A 17,769-nucleotide genomic window follows, 5' to 3' on the forward strand; every position below is an offset into this window, starting at 1 on the left:
CAGATCGGCACCCAGTCGTCCCCGCCCGCGCGGGGTCTTCCGCCCTCATCGGCGTACACCCAGTCCTCGTTGTCGTCGTCCCCGCCCGCGCGGGGGTCTTCCCGCCTCACCATTCCGGGCGTCCGCCACACTCGCGTCGTCCCCGCCCGCGCGGGGGTCTTCCGCGGCCGGCCTGCTCGTTCGAGCCGGGCTGTCGGTCGTCCCCGCCCGCGCGGGGGTCTTCCGCGGGCCGAGAATGCGATTTCGGCCCCCGGCGAGTCGTCCCCGCCCGCGCGGGGGTCTTCCGTGGTGCAGCGGCACCCTGGCCTTGTTGGCGAGGTCGTCCCCGCACGCGCGGGGTCTTCCGACGCGGCCGCTCAGCGGTGAGGCCCGGTCGACGCTGACGTCGTCCCCGCCCGTGCGGGGGTCTTCCCTTCGGTGGCACGGACGGCAACAGGTCGATCCGGTCGTCCCCGCCCGCGCGGGGGTCTTCCCCAGGCCGACCGGCTGTGGCACGACCGGCGGACGTCGTCCCCGCCCGCGCGGGGGTCTTCCTCCTGCAAGGAGCTGCCGGCCGGTATGCCGGTGGTCGTCCCCGCCCGCGCGGGGGTCTTCCGCAGTATCCGACCGCCACGCCGGCCCGGACCGGGTCGTCCCAGCCCGCGCGGGGGTCTTCCCACCTCTTGTTCGGCCTGGCGCTGCCCGTAGCCGTCGTCCCCGCCCCCGCGGGGGTCTTCCTTCATGCAGGTCAGAGCGGGTGCCACCCGCCCGGTCGTCCCCGCCCGCGCGGGGGTCTTCCTTCGTTGCGCAGCCGTGGCCAGTCCTGATCGAGGTCGTCCCCGCCCGCGCGGGGGTCTTCCCGCAGTGTGAGCGTCGCCCGGATCCGGTGTGCGGTCGTCCCCGCCCGCGCGGGGGTCTTCCTCCGCAAGGACGAGGAGTTCAACGCATGCCTCGGTCGTCCCCGCCCGCGCGGGGGTCTTCCGGACGTCGTCTGAGTGCGCTTGATGACTCCGTGGTCGTCCCCGCCCGCGCGGGGGTCTTCCGCGCCAGGGCGCGTTGGGCAACCTGCTGGAGTAGTCGTCCCCGCCCGCGCGGGGGTCTTCCACTGGTTGCGTACGCGCTCGATCCGGGCGAGGCGTCGTCCCCGCCCGCGCGGGGGTCTTCCGCCCATCACGGTTGCGGTCACCGCCAGGGTGTCGTCGTCCCCGCCCGCGCGGGGGTCTTCCGCATGGCGCCGACGACCTGGACGCCAATGTCGGGTCGTCCCCGCCCGCGCGGGGGTCTTCCGTACACGGTCAACACCGAGACCGGGCTGCGCGAGTCGTCCCCGCCCGCGCGGGGGTCTTCCCGCAGTTGGTGTGGGACCGGGTGTCAACGCTCCCGGTCGCGTGTCGTCCCCGCCCGCGCGGGGGTCTTCCGCAGACCGCCGTCGCCGAACTCGCCGCCATGTCGTCGTCCCCGCCCGCGCGGGGGTCTTCCCGCCTACAGCTAGGCGGTGCCGGCCGACCAGTCCTGGTTGGTGTCGTCCCCGCACGCGCGGGGGTCTTCCGTGGAGATCCGGCTCTGGGCGATGCAGACCGGCGTCGTTCCCGCCCGCGCAGGGGTCTTCCGCCGCTGGACCGGATCTACGACGCCTGCCAGCGGTCGTCCCCGCCCGCGCGGGGGGTCTTCCCCACAAGGCGGCGACCCGCACGATCCGGGACGTCGTCCCCGCCCGCGCGGGGGTCTTCCACGCCGCGGTCGTCGTCGCGGTGGAGCTCGTGGGTCGTCCCCGCCCGCGCGGGGGTCTTCCGCTGTTTCGTCGACGATCGGGCCGACTGTCGGCGGCCAGTGGATTCCAGTCCGCCGTTGACACAACGCGGTGTGGGGTACCGGTCGCCCCCGCCCGAGCAAGCCTTCTGTCAACGGCTAGCTGAATTGGCGGTGGTGCGGGGTGGCGGTGATGATCGTCATCACGGGCGGTGCAGGACGCAGACGACCTTGCCGAGGATCGTGGCGTGGTCGCCGGGCAGCACCGGGTAGCGCGGGTTGCGGGGGACGAGTTCGGTGCGGCCGCCGCGGGTTCGGAACTGCTTGACAGTGGCTTCCCCGTCGAGCATGGCGGCGACGATGTCGCCGTTGTCGGCGACCGTCTGCTGCCGTACCACGATGATGTCGCCGTCGGTGATGCCCGCTTCGGTCATGGAGCCACCTCGTACCCGCAGCGCGAACACCGTGCCTCGGCCGACCAGTTCGGCAGGCAGGGACAGCACTTCCTCGACATGCTCCTCGGCGAGGACCGGCGTGCCGGCGGCGATGGCTCCCAGCAGGGGCACAGCGGTTCCGCACGGGGCTTCCGAATCCACTGACGGGTCGTCACCGACCAGGGGCGGGCGTCGACCGCTCGCGGCCCGCCAGGAGCCCGCCGGATCATGCCGTGGTACTCGAGGGCCTTCAGGTGATGCGCCACCGACGAGGGAGAGCCGAGACCGACGACCACACCGATCTCCCGCACCGTCGGCGGGTAGCCATGTCGCTGAACCCAGTTGCGGATCACGTCAAGAATCTGCCGCTGGCGGGAAGTCAACGACCCTGGATCGGGTGGCATCTCAGAAGCGGTCACCCGAGGACGATACCGCAGATTTAGAACAAGCGTACTAACTTGGTGACGTGGTCTCCGCGTCGTCGAGACGTAGCTTCAGCGCACCCACTACTTCGACGCGCAGCAGACCCAACTCATCATGGCGCGCGCAGCGCAGCTCAGCGGCGGCGACATGAGGACCGAATCAAGGCACTCAACAAGCTGATAGGCAGGATCGTCTGGATCAAGATGCCCCGAAAACGATGACTCGGCCTACCTGACCGAGCTGACGGCGATCGCCAGAGGATCGCACCTGCGCGTACCGGTCCTTCATCTGATCTGCAGGGAGCCGACCCCGGTCAAGCTGGTCCGCTCATTCCTCGGCGACGATGTCGACGGCGTGTGCTGCCACGGGCACCAAAGGCCGGCGGCCCTACGACTGGGCCATGGCCTCCCTGCCCGACATCGGCCGACGGACACGGCGCATGTAGAGGATCTGCTCCCCGCCCGCGGGATGGTTCCTGCGGACGGAGCCATCCCCTGGTCTTGGTCCTCGCCGGCATCTCTCACACGGGTGCTTTGCAGGACGCGGAGGGCAGGGTGTTCACGGCAGGCGAGCCCGGTAGTGCGTGGATTGCGTCGTGTCCGCCGTCTCTCACGCGAGGATGGTCCGGTGGACGAGTTCGGTGGTCTTCGCCGGGAGGTGGAGCGGTTGCGGGCGGAGAACGCCCGGCTGGCCCGGCTGCTGGACCTACGCGGCCAGAACACGATGCCGCGACCGGAGCAGTTGTCCGCGCCGGTCGCGGCACCTGGGATGGTCACGATGGCGTCGCCGACGGCGGACAAACTGGCGCTGTTCAGCGACCGGTTCCGGGCCCGGACCGACGTGTACGCCATACGGTGGGAGAACGCCCGTACCGGGACCGCCGGCTGGATGCCCGCAGTCGCCGGCGGTTGGCGTAAGGGCATGGACCGGCGCGGCGCTTCCTACCTGCCCCTCACGGCGGAGGTCGTCGCCGCCCACCTCGTCGGCGACGTGTTCATCGGCCTGTACCCGCTGCTGCCGGGGAACACCTGCCGGTTCGTCGTGGCCGACTTCGACGGTCCGACAGCGATGCTCGACGCCCTAGCCTATGTGAAAGCGGCGAGGGCCAGCGTGGTGCCGGCCGCGCTGGAGATCTCCCAGTCGGGTCGCGGCGCCCACGTGTGGATCCTCTTCACCGACACGGTCCCGGCGACGACCGCCCGGGCGGTCGGCACCATCCTTCTACGCGAGGCGATGGTGCTACGCGGGTCGATGGACCTGCGGTCCTACGACCGGTTGTTCCCCAACCAGGACGTCCTACCCGCAGGTGGCTTCGGGAACCTGATCGCCGCGCCGTTGCACGGCCGCCGGCGCAAGGACGGACTGACCACGTTCCTCGACCCCGGCACCCTCGAACCGTACGACGACCAGTGGGCGTTCCTGTCGACGCTGGACCGGCTCACCCCCGCAGGCGCCGAACGCGTCGCCAAACGGGCCAAAGCCGCCACCACCGGCACCGACGTCACCGCGATGAGCCGATCCGCCGCGACCCTGGTCCACCCCGCCCTGCCGCCGGTGATACACGCCGAGGTCGCAGCCGGGCTGAGCATCGACGCCACGCGATTGACCCCGGCCGCGCTCGCGACGTTCAAACACGCCGCCGCCATGGCCAACCCGAAGTTCTACGAACTGCAGCGCCTCCGCAAATCCACCTGGGACACCCCACGCTTCATCCGCGGCTACGACCTCACCCTCGACGACCGACTCATCCTCCCGCGCGGCCTGCGGCACACCATCACCACGATCGTCGAACGCGCCGGATCACGACTGGCCGTCACCGACGCACGCAACCCCGGAACCGAGATCGACGCCGCGTTCACCGGCGACCTCACCGACAAACAGACCCACGCGGTCAGCGCGCTCCTCGCCCACGACGACGGGATACTGGTCGCCCCACCCGGAGCCGGCAAGACCGTCATGGCCTGCGCCATGATCACCGAACGCAACACCTCCACCCTGATCCTCGTCGACCGCAAAGCCCTCGCCGACCAGTGGCGCGCCCGCCTCGAGCAGTTCCTCACCCTCCGACCCGGTCAGCTCGGCGGCGGCCGCCGGAAACTCACCGGCGCGGTCGACATCGCCCTGCTGCCCTCCCTCGCGCGACGCGACGACATCCCCACCCTCACCCACGGCTACGGACACGTCATCGTCGACGAATGCCACCACCTGGCCGCCGCCGCGTACGAACACTGCGTCAAACGGATCGCCGCGCAGTTCTGGCTCGGCCTCACCGCCACACCCACCCGACGCGACGGCCTCGGCCAACTCGTCACCTGGCAACTCGGACCCGTCCGACACACCCTCACCGACGAGCAACAAGGCACCATCGCGGCCGCGATGCAGCCAGACGCCGGACCGAGACGGCTGCTCCACATCCACGACACCACATTCCAACCCGGCGACGTGGACCTCGACGCACCCGGCGCACTCGCCGAAGTCCACCGACGGCTGGCCCTCGACGAACCCCGCAACACCCGGATCGCCGACGACGTCACCGCGGCACTGACACGCGGACGCAACTGCCTCGTCCTCACCCGCCGGATCGCCCACGTCGAGGCGCTCACCACCCTCCTCGCCGCCCGGGGACACCAAGCACTCGTGCTCCAAGGCGCCATGAGCACCACCAACCGACGCACCGTCATCGACCGACTCGACACCGCCAAGGTCGGCGACGGACTCCTCGTCATCGGCACCACACCGTTCATCGGCGAAGGCTTCGACGCCCCCGCCCTCGACACCCTCTTCCTCGCCGGCCCCATCTCCTACGACGGCCTACTCATCCAATGCGCCGGCCGCGTCATCCGCGCCGCACCCGGCAAAGACACCGCCGAAGTCCACGACTACCACGACCCCGCCACCCCCATCCTCGCCGCCTCACTCCCCCGCCGCATGCCCGGCTACCGCACGCTCGGCTTCACCACACCCTGAACCCACGCCCAGCCGTAGCAGCTCGCCCCGCACGCGCCGATGTCCCCGTCGGGGGTTCTCTCCGGCGAGGCGTCGGACCAGGTCCGCTGACCGGCGACCCGGATGTAGGGGCACCGCGGGTCATCAGCTCGCGGACCGCCGCGAGGTGGTCGACTGTCAGCGCGGTGATGATCATCGCCGTGTCTGGCGGATCAGGTCGGCGGCGTGGCCGCGCAGGCGGGCCAGCGCGGTGAGGCGGTGTGTCTTCTGCGCGTTGTCGGGCAGCGGGGCGTGGAGGCGGATCTCCCGGGCGACGAGCAGGGCCAGGTTGACCGCGAACCCGACGGTGAGGTCGTGGCCGTGGATCCGGTCGGTGATCGCCTGTGCGAGGGTCGGGCTGGCGGGTGCGCCGATGGTGTAGAGCAGGGCCAGGTCGTAGCCGGGGAGATATCGGCCGCAGTGTTCGAAGTCGATGATCGCGCAGCGGCCGTCGGCGAGCAGCAGGTTGGCCGGTAACGGGTCGCCGTGTGCGACCTGCCGGGTGTCGCCGCTGGCGTCGACGAGCTGGTGCAGCGCTGCCCGGTCGGCGTCGTCGAGCTGGCCTGCGGCGTGTTCGGCGTCGATGCGGCCGTGGTAGTCGGCGATCGGCTCCGGCAGCGGCGGGTGCGGCATCCACGCGGCCACCGCATGAAGGGTATCCAGCACGACGTCGACGGATCGGCCGTTCACATCGCCGGTCAGGTGTCGCTCGTCGGCCAGGCGGGCGCCTGGCACGCGCGTGAGGACGGTGAGCCGCTCGTCGGCGTACCGCAGCCGGGGCGTGACCACCGGGGGCGGGTCCGCGGCGATGCGCCGGTAGACATCGAGTTCATGCTCGCGGCGGCCGGTCCAGTACGGATCGTCGGTGGTGAGCAGCTTGACCACGACCGGCTCACCGTCGCGGGACCCGGCGGCCACGATCGCCTTGTCCGTGTGATGCAGCAGCCCTTCGACCATGATCCCGACCCGGGCGGCGTGCTGGCGCAGCGCCGACCGAGCGTCAGGGTCGGTTGGCCGGAACACGATCTGGGACGCGGAGGAGGACATCAGGTCATCCTGCCCGCCGACGGGGTCACGGCCAACGGGCGGCACGCCAGCCCGAGCTGGTGACGGCGCGCCTTCGTCACCATTTGTCGTGCCGGCCGATGACCGCGCCGGGAAAGAACAGTGACATCGGACAGCGGTCTTCATGGCCGGGCCCGCCAGCAGGCGGGCCGAGCCCTCGGCTCCTCTCGATCGTCCGGGCGGGGGCGGTGATGCGGGGTGGCGGCGATCATCCATATCACGGGCGGTGCAGGACGCAGACGACTTTGCCGAGGATTGTCGCGTGATCGCCGGGCAGTACCGGGTAGCGCGGGTTGCGGGGGACGAGCTCGGTGCGACCGTCGCGCTTTCGGTACTGCTTGACGGTGGCTTCCCCGTCGAGCATCGCGGCGACGATGTCGCCGTTGTCGGCGGCCGCCTGCTGCCTCACCACGATGATGTCGCCGTCGGCGATGGCCGCTTCGATCATGGAGTCGCCTCGTACCCGCAGCGCGAACAGCGGGCCCCGGCCGACCATGTCGGCGGGCAGGGACAGCACCTCCTCCACCAACTCTTCGGCGAGGATCGGCGCGCCGGCGGCGATGGATCCCAACAGGGGCACAGCGATTCCCGACAAGGCGCCCGAATCCATTGATGGCTTGTCACCAGGCAGAGGGCGGGCATCAACCGCTCGCGGCCCGCCAGGGGCCCGCCGGATCAGGCCGTGGTGTTCGAGGGCCTTCAGGTGATGCGCCACCGACGAAGGGGAACCAAGCCCGACGGCCACACCGATCTCCCGCACCGTCGGCGGATAGCCATGCCGCTGAACCCAGTTACGGATCACGTCAAGAATCTGCCGCTGCCGGTCGGTCAACGACACCGGATCAGATGGCACGTCAGGAACGGTCACCCCAAAACGATACCGCACATCAGAACATGCGTACTAACTCTGCGGTATAGTCGCGTTGTCTGCGCATCATCGAGACATGGCTTCAGTGCACCCCTTAACGGAACGTGGTCCCCGCAGTTCCGACGCCGCCTCGCACGCGTTCACGGTTGCCGGCAGCGGCGCGAGGTGCGTCTCGATGCGGCGCGGAACGGCGGTACCGAATCGACCAACTGCCATACCTTCGGCGCGGGCCAGAGGACGGTTCGTGTGTCGGCTGCCGGGACCGCTCGGCCGGTTCTGCCGAGGGGAAAGCTTCCAGCGCCGCTGTACTCCCTCCGTCGCCGTCCGTTCTCAGCTGGCTTCGGCGAGGATCGGCCGGCTCATTCGCCAGACTCGGACTGAATACGGAGCGTCTCACCTCTTAGTGGTTCAGGTCGTAAGTCCTTCGGGGGTTGACGGTCCGGACCTGGCGCGGTTGGTGATCAAGAGGTCCTGGGGCTGAGCTTGAGGTCGCAGACCAGGTCGAAGGCTTCCTCGGTGGTGCCGGTGAACCAGACCTGGTTCTCGTAGTCGTTCGTGCTGGCGGTGTGGATGGCGGTACCCCACCGGTGGGCGGAACCGCCGTAACGCAGTCGCATCAGGGGGAGCCGTTCACCGTCGGTCAGCTCGACGGTGACGTAGGCGAACTGGCCGTGGTACCGCACGTGCACGCCCGCCACCTGTGGCCAGTTCCGGCGGGCGTGCCCGCTCAGCCGCTGGATCAAGGACGCCTTGGTCGACGCGGGGATCGTGGGCATGGCCTCATCCTCCCCGTTCGCGGCGTGTCACGTGCCGCTGTCGAGCCGTCATCCGGCAAGGATCGTGATCCGCCACGGGGGCCGTCGATCGACCGTGGAGTCCTCCAGTGCCCGCCTGCCACGCCCGCCAGATCACCGTGTCCGCCGCCGACCGGCACCGGCTCGAAACCCTGGCCCGCTCACATGCCGCCGGCTACCAGCAGGTCATCCGCGCCCGGATCGTCCGCGACGCCGCCCGTGGCCACTCCAACGCGGCGATCGCCCGCCGGCATCAGGTCACCGTCGACACGGTACGACGCTGGCGCGGTCGGTACGCCGACGAGGGCATGGCCGGGCTGACAGACCGACCCCGCAGCGGACGACCGCCCCGTCTCACCCCGGTCCAGATCGCCGAGGTCAAAGCCCTGGCCTGTCAACTACCGGCCGAGACCGGCACACCGCTGTCGAAGTGGAACTGCCCCGACCTCGCCAGAGAGGTCGCCGCCCGGGGAATCGCCGAGACGATCTCACCGGCCACGATCCGCAGAATCCTGGCCGCCGACACGATCAAACCCTGGCGACACCAGTCGTGGATCTTCATCCGGGACCCGGACTTCGCCACCCGCGCCACCCGCGTCCTGAACCTCTACCAGCGCGTCTTCGACGGTCGGCCACTGGGCGACGACGAGTACGTCATCAGCGCCGACGAGAAGACCTCCATCCAGGCCCGCTGCCGCTGCCACCCCACACTGCCCCCCGGCACCGGCCGCGCCATGCGGGTCAACCACGAGTACGACCGCGGCGGCGCCCTCGCCTACCTCGCCGCCTACGACGTGCACCGCGCCCACGTCATCGGACTCTGCCACGACACCACCGGCATCACCCCGTTCACCGACCTCGTCGACGAGGTCATGACCCGGGAACCGTACGCCTCCGCCCGCCGCGTGTTCTGGATCGTCGACAACGGCTCCTCCCACCGGGGCCAGACCGCGATCGACCGCCTGCGCAGGCGCTACCCCAACGCCGTCATGATCCACACCCCGGTCCACGCCTCCTGGCTCAACCAAATCGAGATCTACTTCTCCATCGTGCAACGCAAAGTCGTCACCCCCAACGACTTCACCAGCCTCGACCAGGTGCAATACCGCCTCGCCGCCTTCGAACAGCGCTACAACGCGACCGCCCGGCCCTTCAGATGGAAGTTCACCCCGACCGACCTCACCGACCTACTGGCCCGGATCGAACGACACGAACGGAAAGACCCACACCCCGAGCAACACGCCGACTGCCAACACCAGCCCGCCGCACACGCCCAGGCCGCGTAACCCCGAAGGACTTACGACCTGAACCACTTAGGACAAGATCAAAAGATCGGCCGGTGCCTGTGGCGTTGATACCGGGTAGGCCCGCGGTGGTATCGAGCAGCATGGCGGTGACGTCTTTCGGGTAGGGGTAGCCGTTCCACTGCAAGTGCCAGTGCGGACCAGCGCCAATGAGTCGACGGCGTAACCGGTAGTCGTTGAAGCCAGTGGGTCGGGCGCGGCCGAGCGGATCGTAGAACCAGTAGCCAATGGCCCACCTACCGGAGACATCGCGGGCGCTGAGGCGGGTGACCAGCGCGCGGAGGATCTGGGCGACGCCGTCAGGTGGAACGGGGTTGAAGCGCAGTGAGTCCCGCTCCGTCGGCGTCAGCGGGACATCGGGCGTCCACCATCGTCGCCCGTCTCGGCTGGCCCCGGAGTAGCTCGCGAAGCAGCTGTCATCGAACAGGGTGCGCCGTCGACCGGTGACGGTCATCCGGGCACCGGTGGGTAGGTGGACCAGTCGGTAGGTTTCGTTGTCGTCGAGGTGGCTCAGGCGCAGCCCTGGCAACTCGGCCGTGTCCTTCCCGACGCCGTTGGGAACGAGGTAGCCGAGGACGTTGGTGGGACACTCCGCAACGACGACGAGGTCGTCGAAGCGCGGGGACATCGTCAGCGTGCAGTGAGTCAGCGTGCTGACGATCGAGCTGCCGACGAGTACCCCCGTGTCGCCGGCGTTGAACAGATGTGTGGCGAGCAGGGTGCGGAGCCGTTGCTGGGGGAGGCTGCAGCGGTCCAAGCCGAGGTCGCCGTTACGCCCGACGCCCTGGCGGGCTGCCATGATGTGCTCGCCGGTGTACGCCGCCCGTACCCGGGCCCGCGCTGAACGAAGTGAATGGGACATGCGTGACCCTCCACGCCGCCCGGCCAGCGGTTGTCACACAGCCATGAGGTCAAGAAGACAGACTCGGTGGAGCGGGCGCACCACACCCTTGCTCGCGCGTCCGCCAGGTCCGGGTGGTTGGCGTACGTCACTTCCGACCCTCCACCGCAGCCGGATCTGCTGAGGCTAACACGTGCGTGCCGCGCCGGCCCCAAGGCGAGCCGGTGACGGGTCGCTATTGAGAGCGGCACAGGCGTCCGTTCCGAGAGCAGGTTCGCGCCTTGGACGACACGGTCTGGCGACGTGTTTGTGTTCTCCACGATCCTGACGCCGCCTGTCGGGCCTGGCCCTGACGTTCCTGCTCACCGCGCCGAACTTGCCCTGTGGGCTTTTTCCCGTGCGGGATAGGTCTGTGGACAGAACAGGCGGACCCGCGGGGCAGGGATCTCGTAGTCCTGCTTCCGTATCAGCTGGCCGCGGACAAGTAGGCGGCCAGCAGTCAGGTGGGTGCGGACGACGCCGACAGCGGGCGCCTTGCGGCTTGCTCCGTCAGGGGACCGTGATGTCGAGGGCGGGAAGAGATCAGCCGGTCGCCGGTAGCCCGGCGGCTGGGATACTGACGCGGTGCCCACCGATCCCGGACCACAGATGAACACCAGTCTCGTGAGCCGGTACGCCGACCTGCGCAAGCAGGCCGGCGGGATGACTGAGTCGGTACGCGGGATGCGGTTAAACACCCTGATCGCCGACGCGCTGGTTCGCGACGGAATCGACGCCGAGGCCGATCAGCGGGGGCCACACGGCGAAGTCGACGTCGCGTTCTGTTACGACGGCACCTGGTGGCTGCTGGAGGCGAAGTGGTACGCCGACCCGATCACCGACGAACCGCTACGCCACCTGAGTGATGTGCTGACCGAGCGGCGACCGGGCACCATGGGCATCCTCGCCTCGTGGTCGGGGTTCGCCGCCAGCGCGCTACGCCGCGCTGAACGATCCCGCGACGTCGTACTGCTCGACCGCACCCACCTGGAAGCATTGATCAGCGGTACCGTGTCCGGACCCGAACTCATCGACGCTGTGAACCGGTCGCTGTCGGTGTTCGGCCACCCGAACCTGCCGTTGGCGACGCTTCTGCGCCCACGACGCCCGGACCCGGACCCGCTACGGTCGGGTGTCCCCGATGGCTTCACCCCGGCTGCCGTCGCAGCACCCGGCGCGGTAGATCCCACCGTGACTGCCTACGGCACCACGATCGCCGGCATCACCGCCGACCACGGCCGACTGCTCATCACCGTGGACGACGGCATCATGGACCTCGCCGTCGGTCGCCGCGCCCAGCCTCGCCGGCGTCTGGAACTCACCGACTGCGTCGGCAGCCCGTTAGCCACGACCGATGGTGACCTCTTCGTGGTCCGCAACGGCGGGGTGCTGCGCCACCGGCAGGACGCCTTGGAAGTGGCCGCAGGCGGCTTTACCCGCCCGCCGATCATCGTCCCCGGCCCGCACGGCACACCGTGGCTGCTGGACCGCGACACGGTCGGCTGGCCCGGCACCGAGCACGCCAGTCTGGTGCAGATCGGTGACCACCTCGGCGACCAGCAGCGATGGCCCGCAGGGCTCCCGGCGGGCGCCTGCCAGACGGCGTGCTGGCTGTACGAACGCACGTTCTTCGTGCTCGGCGACGGGCACAGCGCGATCACCGACGTCGACACCGGCAAGCACCGGTGGGTCGTGACCCCGGTCGGCCGGCCGCACGGCCTCATCCGTCTCGACGAGCGCCACGTCCTGATCGTCGGTGCCGATCGCCACGTCCTCATCACCGTCCTCGACACCGCCACCGGGCAGGCGACCGAACCAACGCCGATCAACCTGACCGGCCCGGTGCGCGGAGCGGCACGTATCCGCGATGCCCTGATCATCCTGGCCGGCGCACCGGTCGACCACGCCACCGTCGTGCCGGTAGTCGCTCGACTTGACCTGCCCAGCCTGGTGTAGTTCCTACCCCGATAACCGGCGCTGATGACTGCATGGTCACGCCCTCGCGAGCGGCCGCCTGTTCGACGGGGCGGGCTGGGTACGTGCGAGCGGGATCACCGCCTGCCAGATGCCGTATGCCCTGCTTTTCCCATGTCCCGTGGACAGACCAGGCGGACCCGCAGGGCAGAGATTTCGTGGTCCTGCTTCTGTATCAGCTGGCCGCGGAGGCGATGAGGTCACGTGCCCCGGCCCGCAGCAGGGCGTCGGCGACTCGGCGTCCCAGGTCGTCGGCGTCGCAGTGGGGTCCTCGCATGGTCGCGGTGACCTGCTTGGCGCCGTCGGGGCTGTAGACGGCACCGTGCAGTCGTACAGCGTTCGACTCGACTTGGGCGAGCCCGCCGATCGGGCTGTGGCAGTGGCCGGTGAGCGCGCGGAGCATGGCGCGTTCGGCGGTGGCCGCCAGCGCGGTGGCCGGGTCGTTCAGCTGGGCGACGAGGCGGGTCGTCGCGGTGTCGCCGGTGCGGGTGGTGACCACGATCGCGCCGGCGCCGACGGCGGGCAGCATGTCCTCGACCGGAAGCACCTGGGTGATCCGGGCGGTCTGGCCGATGCGGCGGAGCCCGGCGACGGCGAGGATCATCGCGTCGTACTCGCCCTGGTCGAGTTTGCGCAGTCTGGTGTTCGTGTTACCGCGTACGGCGGTGACGCGCAGGTGTGGCCAGCGGGCGGTGAGTTGGGCGCGGCGGCGCGGCGAGCTGGTCGCGACGGTCGCGTCGGCGGGCAGGTCGTCGAGCGTGCCGCCGTGGCGGGACACCACCGCGTCGTGCACATCCTCGCGTGGCAGGTAGGCAGCGATCGTCAACCCCTCGGGCAGGGCGACGTCGCCGGGGACGTCCTTGAGGCAGTGCACGGCGATCGTGACCTCCCCGGCGAGTTGGGCGCGGTCCAACTCGCGGACGAACGCGCCCTTGCCGCCGATGACCGCGAGGTCACCGGTCCACCGGTCGCCGCTGGTCGTCATCGGCGCCAACCGGATCTCCACGGCAGGGTCGAGCAGCGCCAACATCCCGGCGACCTGCTCGGCCTGCGCGAGGGCCATCGGAGAGGATCGGGTGCCGACGGTGATCAGTTGTATCGCCACCCCGACAGGGTACGGCCGCGCCCCGTCGTGGCCGGAACAGCGGCAGCGACGCGCCGGGGCGGCTCAATCCACCACCGGACGCACGGGCGGTGCACCGAGGACCTCCCACGAGGCGACCCCGAAGGGCGCGGTTTGTCATATGCGCCCGATATCGTCGCCGCGCATCCGCATCGCCTGCTCACGGAGGGTCAGACCATATGGTTGGTTCCGCGCTTGACACCGTCTCCGCGGATGAGGCCCGCGCCCGGCTCGCCGACCAGCTCCTCGCCAGCGGCTGGATCAGTTCGCCGGCGGTGGAGGCGGCGTTTCGCCGGGTGTCGCGACATCTGTTCGCGACCGACGGCGTCAGCGTCGAGGCCGCGTACGCCGATGACGTCGTCGTCACCAGACGCGGCCCGGACGGACGCGCGACGAGTTCGATCTCCGCGCCGTGGCTGCAGGCCTACATGCTCGAGCAGGCCACGCTGGCACCCGGTGCCCGGGTCCTTGAAGTCGGCTCCGGCGGCTACAACGCCGCGCTGGTCGCCGACGTCGTCGGCCCGGACGGCACAGTCGTCACCGTCGACATCGACGCCGACGTCGTCGACCGCGCCCGTACCGGCCTGGACCGTGCCGGCTACCGGCAGGTGACGGTGGTACACGGCGACGGCGAGTACGCACACCAGCCCAGCGCCCCGTTCGACGCCATCATCGTCACGGTGGAGGCACCGGACCTTCCCCCGGCCTGGCTCGACCAACTCACCCCAGATGGTGTTCTCATCGTGCCGCTGCGGATACGTGGCATGACCCGGTGCCTCGCCCTGCGACGCCACGAGGATCATCTTCTCGCCACCGCGGCACTGCAATGCGGGTTCGTACCGATGCAGGGCAACGGACGCCATCCCACCCGCCGCCTGGCCCTGCACGGCGACGACGTCGTCCTGATCCTGGACGACACCACCACCGAGGTGAACCCGGACGCACTCGCGGCGGCGCTGCACTCCCCGCGGCGGGAGGCCTGGTCGCCGGTCACCATCACGATGCGGGAAGGCCCTTCTTTCGAGTCACTGCACCTGTGGCTGGCCAGCCAACCCCGGCCCTTCGGCACCCTCGCCGTCGACCGCGAACGCGCCGCCGGCCTGGTCGATCCGCAGGACCGGTTCTTCTGCCCGACCCTGCTCACCGCCGACAGCTTCGCCTACCTCGCGATGCGCAAGCTCGATGACACCACCTGGCAGTTCGGCGTCCACGGCTTCGGACCCGACGCCGACACCCTCACCGCCGACATGCTTGACCTCATCACGGTCTGGGAACACGACCACCGGCACCACCCCGGTCCGACGATCACCGTGCACCCCACCGGCACACACCCGCCTACACCCGATGTACCCCAGCTGCTCGTGACCCGCCGCCACGCCACGACGGCCGTCACCTGGCCCGCCCTCGGCAACCCGCGATGACCGCCGACCCGCCGCGCGTCGAACGACTCTCGCACCAGTTCCCGACCCTCGTCATCGTGCGCGGAAACTCGGCAAGCGGAAAGACGACTGCGGCCCGGGAAGCACGACACCGCTACGGGCGCGGCTGCGCCCTGCTGGAACAGGACTACCTGCGCAGAACCATCCTGAGGGAGCACGACAGCACCCACATCCAGCCGGTCGCCCCAGCGTTCATCACCGCGACCGCCCGCACCGCCCTCGACCTGGGCTACCACGTCATCCTCGAAGGCATCCTGCACACCGAACGCTACGCCACGGTCCTGCTCCAACTCATCGACAGTCATCCCGGACCGGTCGCTGTGTTCTACCTGGACGTCTCCTTCGACGAAACCGTCCGCCGCCACCTCAACCGGGCCGAGCCCATCCCCGTGACCCCTGACGAGATGCGCCGCTGGTACGCCCATCGCGACCTGCTCGGCGTCCCCGGCGAAACGGTCATCGGCGAAACCAGCACCTTCGAGCAAACGGTCACTACCATTCTGCACACCAGCGGCCTCACCAGGGCGACATCGCAGACGCCATGCCCACGGCGTTGCCGGCGCTGCGACCGCGAATCCGACCAGACCGCTGCCACCACCGCAGCAGGCGGGTGACCCATCGTGGGGACGGGCGGTGCGTGAACCGACGATGACGCCGAGGTAGTCGTCGTCGAGTTCGCGCAGGTTGATCGAGCCTCGACGTGGAGGCTAACCGGTTCACAGTGGCCCACCACCCGCCTGCCCTTGTCCGCCCTCGGACGCCCTGGCCTTGTTCGCGGGCCAACATCCTCAGTGTCTGCCAGCGACTCACCGCGACCAACCCACCGCCACCACTGCCCTACCCGTAGCACAATGTGACTCAGCGAAACGAGAGAGAACCGCAACGATTGTTGGGGCCGACCATGGTGAACGACGAGCTGCGGCTGGAGCTGCTAGCCCTTGCGGATGAGGACCAGCGTGTCCGGAAGGCCGCAGGTGAGCGGGCAGGGCCCGGTGAGGAGATCCCCGACGACATCGCCCGGGAGTGGACGCGGGTCGACGAACGTAACACCGCTCGGCTGGCCGAGATCGTCAGCGAGCACGGGTGGCCCACCCGCAGTCTCGTCGGCGACGACGGCGCCAACGCCGCCTGGCTGCTGGCCCAACACGCCGACCACAACCTGGACCAGCAGAAACGCTTCCCCGACCTCATGCACGCCGCCGTAGCCGTGAACGAGGCCAGCGCCGTCGACTTGGCCTACCTGACTGACCGGGTAGCCACACATGCCGGCCAGCCGCAGATCTACGGCACCCAACTGCGCCCCGGCCCAGACGGCCGGCTGACGGACTACCCGATCGCCGACTCCGACACGGTTGACCAGCGGCGAGCCGCGCTCGGCCTTGACCCATTGGTCGACTACATCGCGGCCAGCCAGCAAAGGTAGGCAGGGCGCCAGGTGGGCACGCGAACCCGGCAGACGCGACGGCTACGCCCGGGCAGACGACGGAACGCCAACACCACCAACGCATCCAGCAGACGCACCGCTCGTCCTGCCTACGGGCCGCGGCAGGAGTCGAACCTCGTGGGACAGGGCGAAGGACGGTACCGGTGAGTCTTGACGAGGTCGCCGCCGGACTGCAGACCGTACTCGAACAGATCGCCCGGCAACGCGCCGGCCTGGCCGCCACCGAGTCCTCGGTCAACGCCGCATCGAATCGGCTACGAACCGCCACCGCCGGCAGCGACCACATCCTCGTACGACAGGCCCTCACTGCGGCGGCAGCCTCCACCACGCGACTACGTGAGGCAGACCGCCATCTCGCCGAAGCAACGATGGCGATCATCGAGTACGGGAAGGCCATCGGCGTCGTCCTCGCCCTCCCCCGGGACAATGCACCGCCGTCGGCGGCAGCATCAACGCGCCCTGAAGCAACGGGTAGCCGGCGTGAGATCAGCCCGCAGCCGCGGGCGGCGGCTGAGACTCCGTCCGGCCAATCAACACCGACGGGTGACGCCGCGCCGGCTCCATACGTGCCGGGGTTCCTGGAATCCTTGCCCGTGCGCCGGTCGGCGGACGCCCCGACCGACGGGGTCATCACCACGACGGACGGCGAGAGGATCAGTGATGTACACAGCGGCAAGGGCGGGCCGGGTAAGGGCGGCCCCGGCCTCCGTCCGCCGTTCAAACACTACGTGTCCGCCCTCGACCATGCCGAAGGCCACGCGGCAGCGCTGATGCGCACCCGTGGCATCACGGAGGCCACCCTGTACCTGAACAACACGCCATGCGTGGAACCGATGGGCTGTGACCGGGTCCTACCGTATGTGCTGCCGAAAGACGCGACACTCACCGTCTACGGCCCGAACCGGTATGTCACCGTGTACCGGGGCAACGGAAAGGGGTTGGCATGAGCAGTGAACCGGTCACGGTCTCCTACGACCGCACCGAGCCGGTGACCATCGACCGGCTCGACGACCTCGACGCGCTACTCGACCGGATAGCCGCCACCCCCGACTACCAGCGGTTCCCCGTCATGGTGTCACTGGAGACGAGCGACAGAGAACACGTCCTGGAAGTCTGTCTCGGCCGGCACGACCTCAGCGTCCTGGTCTGGCATCACACGTTCGTCGAGATCGCCGCCAGCAAAGGCACACTCGACCAGCCCGCCGATCTCGCCTACAACTTCGGCGGTTCCCGCACCGACGCCTACGATGATTCGGCCATTCCCGTGACCACCGCTCGGCAGGCCGCGCGGGAGTTCTTCACCACCAA

At 69.6% G+C, this 17,769-nt stretch carries 13 protein-coding genes and 1 pseudogene; 8 read left to right on the top strand and 6 right to left on the bottom strand.

The genetic code is table 11. The features are described from left to right. Window positions 1-1,931 precede the first annotated feature (1,931 nt). Window positions 1,932-2,566 (bottom strand): annotated as a pseudogene (lexA, locus tag O7632_RS31870) (transcriptional repressor LexA). Window positions 2,567-3,212: 646 nt separating this feature from the next. On the opposite strand from lexA (O7632_RS31870), the gene O7632_RS31875 reads away from it, so the two are divergent. Next, window positions 3,213-5,552: a DEAD/DEAH box helicase gene (locus O7632_RS31875; RefSeq protein ID WP_278119737.1), complete on the top strand. Its 2,340-nt coding sequence runs from the start codon at window positions 3,213-3,215 to the stop codon at window positions 5,550-5,552. A gap of 171 nt (window positions 5,553-5,723) precedes the next feature. Here the strand turns inward: O7632_RS31875 and O7632_RS31880 are convergent, their stop codons facing one another. From O7632_RS31880 to O7632_RS31890, 3 genes are all read right to left on the bottom strand, one after another. Further along, on the bottom strand, window positions 5,724-6,617 hold the full coding sequence (locus O7632_RS31880; protein WP_278110292.1) for a phosphotransferase: 894 nt from the start codon (window positions 6,615-6,617) through the stop codon (window positions 5,724-5,726). Window positions 6,618-6,852: 235 nt separating this feature from the next. Beyond that, entirely contained in the window at window positions 6,853-7,503 is a 651-nt protein-coding gene (gene lexA / locus O7632_RS31885; protein WP_278110293.1) for a transcriptional repressor LexA, read from the bottom strand. Between the two features lie 461 nt (window positions 7,504-7,964). Continuing rightward, window positions 7,965-8,279 carry a PH domain-containing protein gene (locus O7632_RS31890; protein ID WP_278110294.1) on the bottom strand — a complete coding sequence of 105 codons (315 nt, stop codon included), beginning with the start codon at window positions 8,277-8,279 and terminating at the stop codon, window positions 7,965-7,967. Window positions 8,280-8,386: 107 nt separating this feature from the next. On the opposite strand from O7632_RS31890, the gene O7632_RS31895 reads away from it, so the two are divergent. Next, the gene (locus O7632_RS31895; RefSeq protein ID WP_278110295.1) at window positions 8,387-9,583 is read left to right on the top strand and encodes an IS630 family transposase; all 1,197 of its coding nucleotides are present in this window, start codon (window positions 8,387-8,389) and stop codon (window positions 9,581-9,583) included. On the opposite strand, the gene O7632_RS31900 is transcribed toward O7632_RS31895, so the two are convergent. Further along, the gene (locus tag O7632_RS31900; RefSeq protein WP_278110296.1) at window positions 9,477-10,463 is read right to left on the bottom strand and encodes a hypothetical protein; all 987 of its coding nucleotides are present in this window, start codon (window positions 10,461-10,463) and stop codon (window positions 9,477-9,479) included. The genes O7632_RS31895 and O7632_RS31900 overlap by 107 nt on opposite strands. A 627-nt stretch (window positions 10,464-11,090) precedes the next feature. Between O7632_RS31900 and O7632_RS31905 the strand changes: the two genes are divergently transcribed. Continuing rightward, window positions 11,091-12,437: a restriction endonuclease gene (locus O7632_RS31905; RefSeq protein WP_278110297.1), complete on the top strand. Its 1,347-nt coding sequence runs from the start codon at window positions 11,091-11,093 to the stop codon at window positions 12,435-12,437. A 193-nt stretch (window positions 12,438-12,630) separates the two neighbouring features. On the opposite strand, the gene hemC is transcribed toward O7632_RS31905, so the two are convergent. Further along, window positions 12,631-13,560: a hydroxymethylbilane synthase gene (gene hemC, locus O7632_RS31910; protein WP_278110298.1), complete on the bottom strand. Its 930-nt coding sequence runs from the start codon at window positions 13,558-13,560 to the stop codon at window positions 12,631-12,633. Between the two features lie 197 nt (window positions 13,561-13,757). On the opposite strand from hemC, the gene fxlM reads away from it, so the two are divergent. The 5 genes from fxlM to O7632_RS31935 form a co-directional block, all read left to right on the top strand. Next, the gene (gene fxlM / locus O7632_RS31915) at window positions 13,758-14,999 is read left to right on the top strand and encodes a methyltransferase, FxLD system (protein WP_278110299.1); all 1,242 of its coding nucleotides are present in this window, start codon (window positions 13,758-13,760) and stop codon (window positions 14,997-14,999) included. Continuing rightward, window positions 14,996-15,631: an AAA family ATPase gene (locus tag O7632_RS31920; RefSeq protein WP_278110300.1), complete on the top strand. Its 636-nt coding sequence runs from the start codon at window positions 14,996-14,998 to the stop codon at window positions 15,629-15,631. The genes fxlM and O7632_RS31920 overlap by 4 nt, the downstream gene beginning before the upstream one ends. 287 nt (window positions 15,632-15,918) lie before the next feature. Next, a complete protein-coding gene (locus O7632_RS31925; RefSeq protein WP_278110301.1) occupies window positions 15,919-16,440 on the top strand; it encodes a DUF6624 domain-containing protein in 522 nt (173 codons plus the stop codon). A 164-nt stretch (window positions 16,441-16,604) separates the two neighbouring features. Then, the gene (locus O7632_RS31930) at window positions 16,605-17,408 is read left to right on the top strand and encodes a DddA-like double-stranded DNA deaminase toxin (RefSeq protein ID WP_278110302.1); all 804 of its coding nucleotides are present in this window, start codon (window positions 16,605-16,607) and stop codon (window positions 17,406-17,408) included. Continuing rightward, a partial coding sequence (locus O7632_RS31935) for an Imm1 family immunity protein (RefSeq protein WP_278119740.1) occupies window positions 17,405-17,769 on the top strand: 365 nt, incomplete at its 3' end. The genes O7632_RS31930 and O7632_RS31935, both read left to right, overlap by 4 nt.

It is taken from the genome of Solwaraspora sp. WMMD406 (assembly GCF_029626025.1).
Taxonomy (GTDB): Bacteria; Actinomycetota; Actinomycetes; order Mycobacteriales; family Micromonosporaceae; genus Micromonospora_E.

Bases quoted from the DNA above. Each gene is read 5' to 3' on its own strand.
- O7632_RS31880 (WP_278110292.1), bottom strand. From the start codon at position 6,617: ATGTCCTCCTCCGCGTCCCAGATCGTGTTCCGGCCAACCGACCCTGAC.
- O7632_RS31890 (WP_278110294.1), bottom strand. From the start codon at position 8,279: ATGCCCACGATCCCCGCGTCGACCAAGGCGTCCTTGATCCAGCGGCTG.
- O7632_RS31900 (WP_278110296.1), bottom strand. From the start codon at position 10,463: ATGTCCCATTCACTTCGTTCAGCGCGGGCCCGGGTACGGGCGGCGTAC.
- O7632_RS31905 (WP_278110297.1), top strand. From the start codon at position 11,091: ATGAACACCAGTCTCGTGAGCCGGTACGCCGACCTGCGCAAGCAGGCC.
- fxlM (WP_278110299.1), top strand. From the start codon at position 13,758: ATGGTTGGTTCCGCGCTTGACACCGTCTCCGCGGATGAGGCCCGCGCC.
- O7632_RS31920 (WP_278110300.1), top strand. From the start codon at position 14,996: ATGACCGCCGACCCGCCGCGCGTCGAACGACTCTCGCACCAGTTCCCG.
- O7632_RS31925 (WP_278110301.1), top strand. From the start codon at position 15,919: ATGGTGAACGACGAGCTGCGGCTGGAGCTGCTAGCCCTTGCGGATGAG.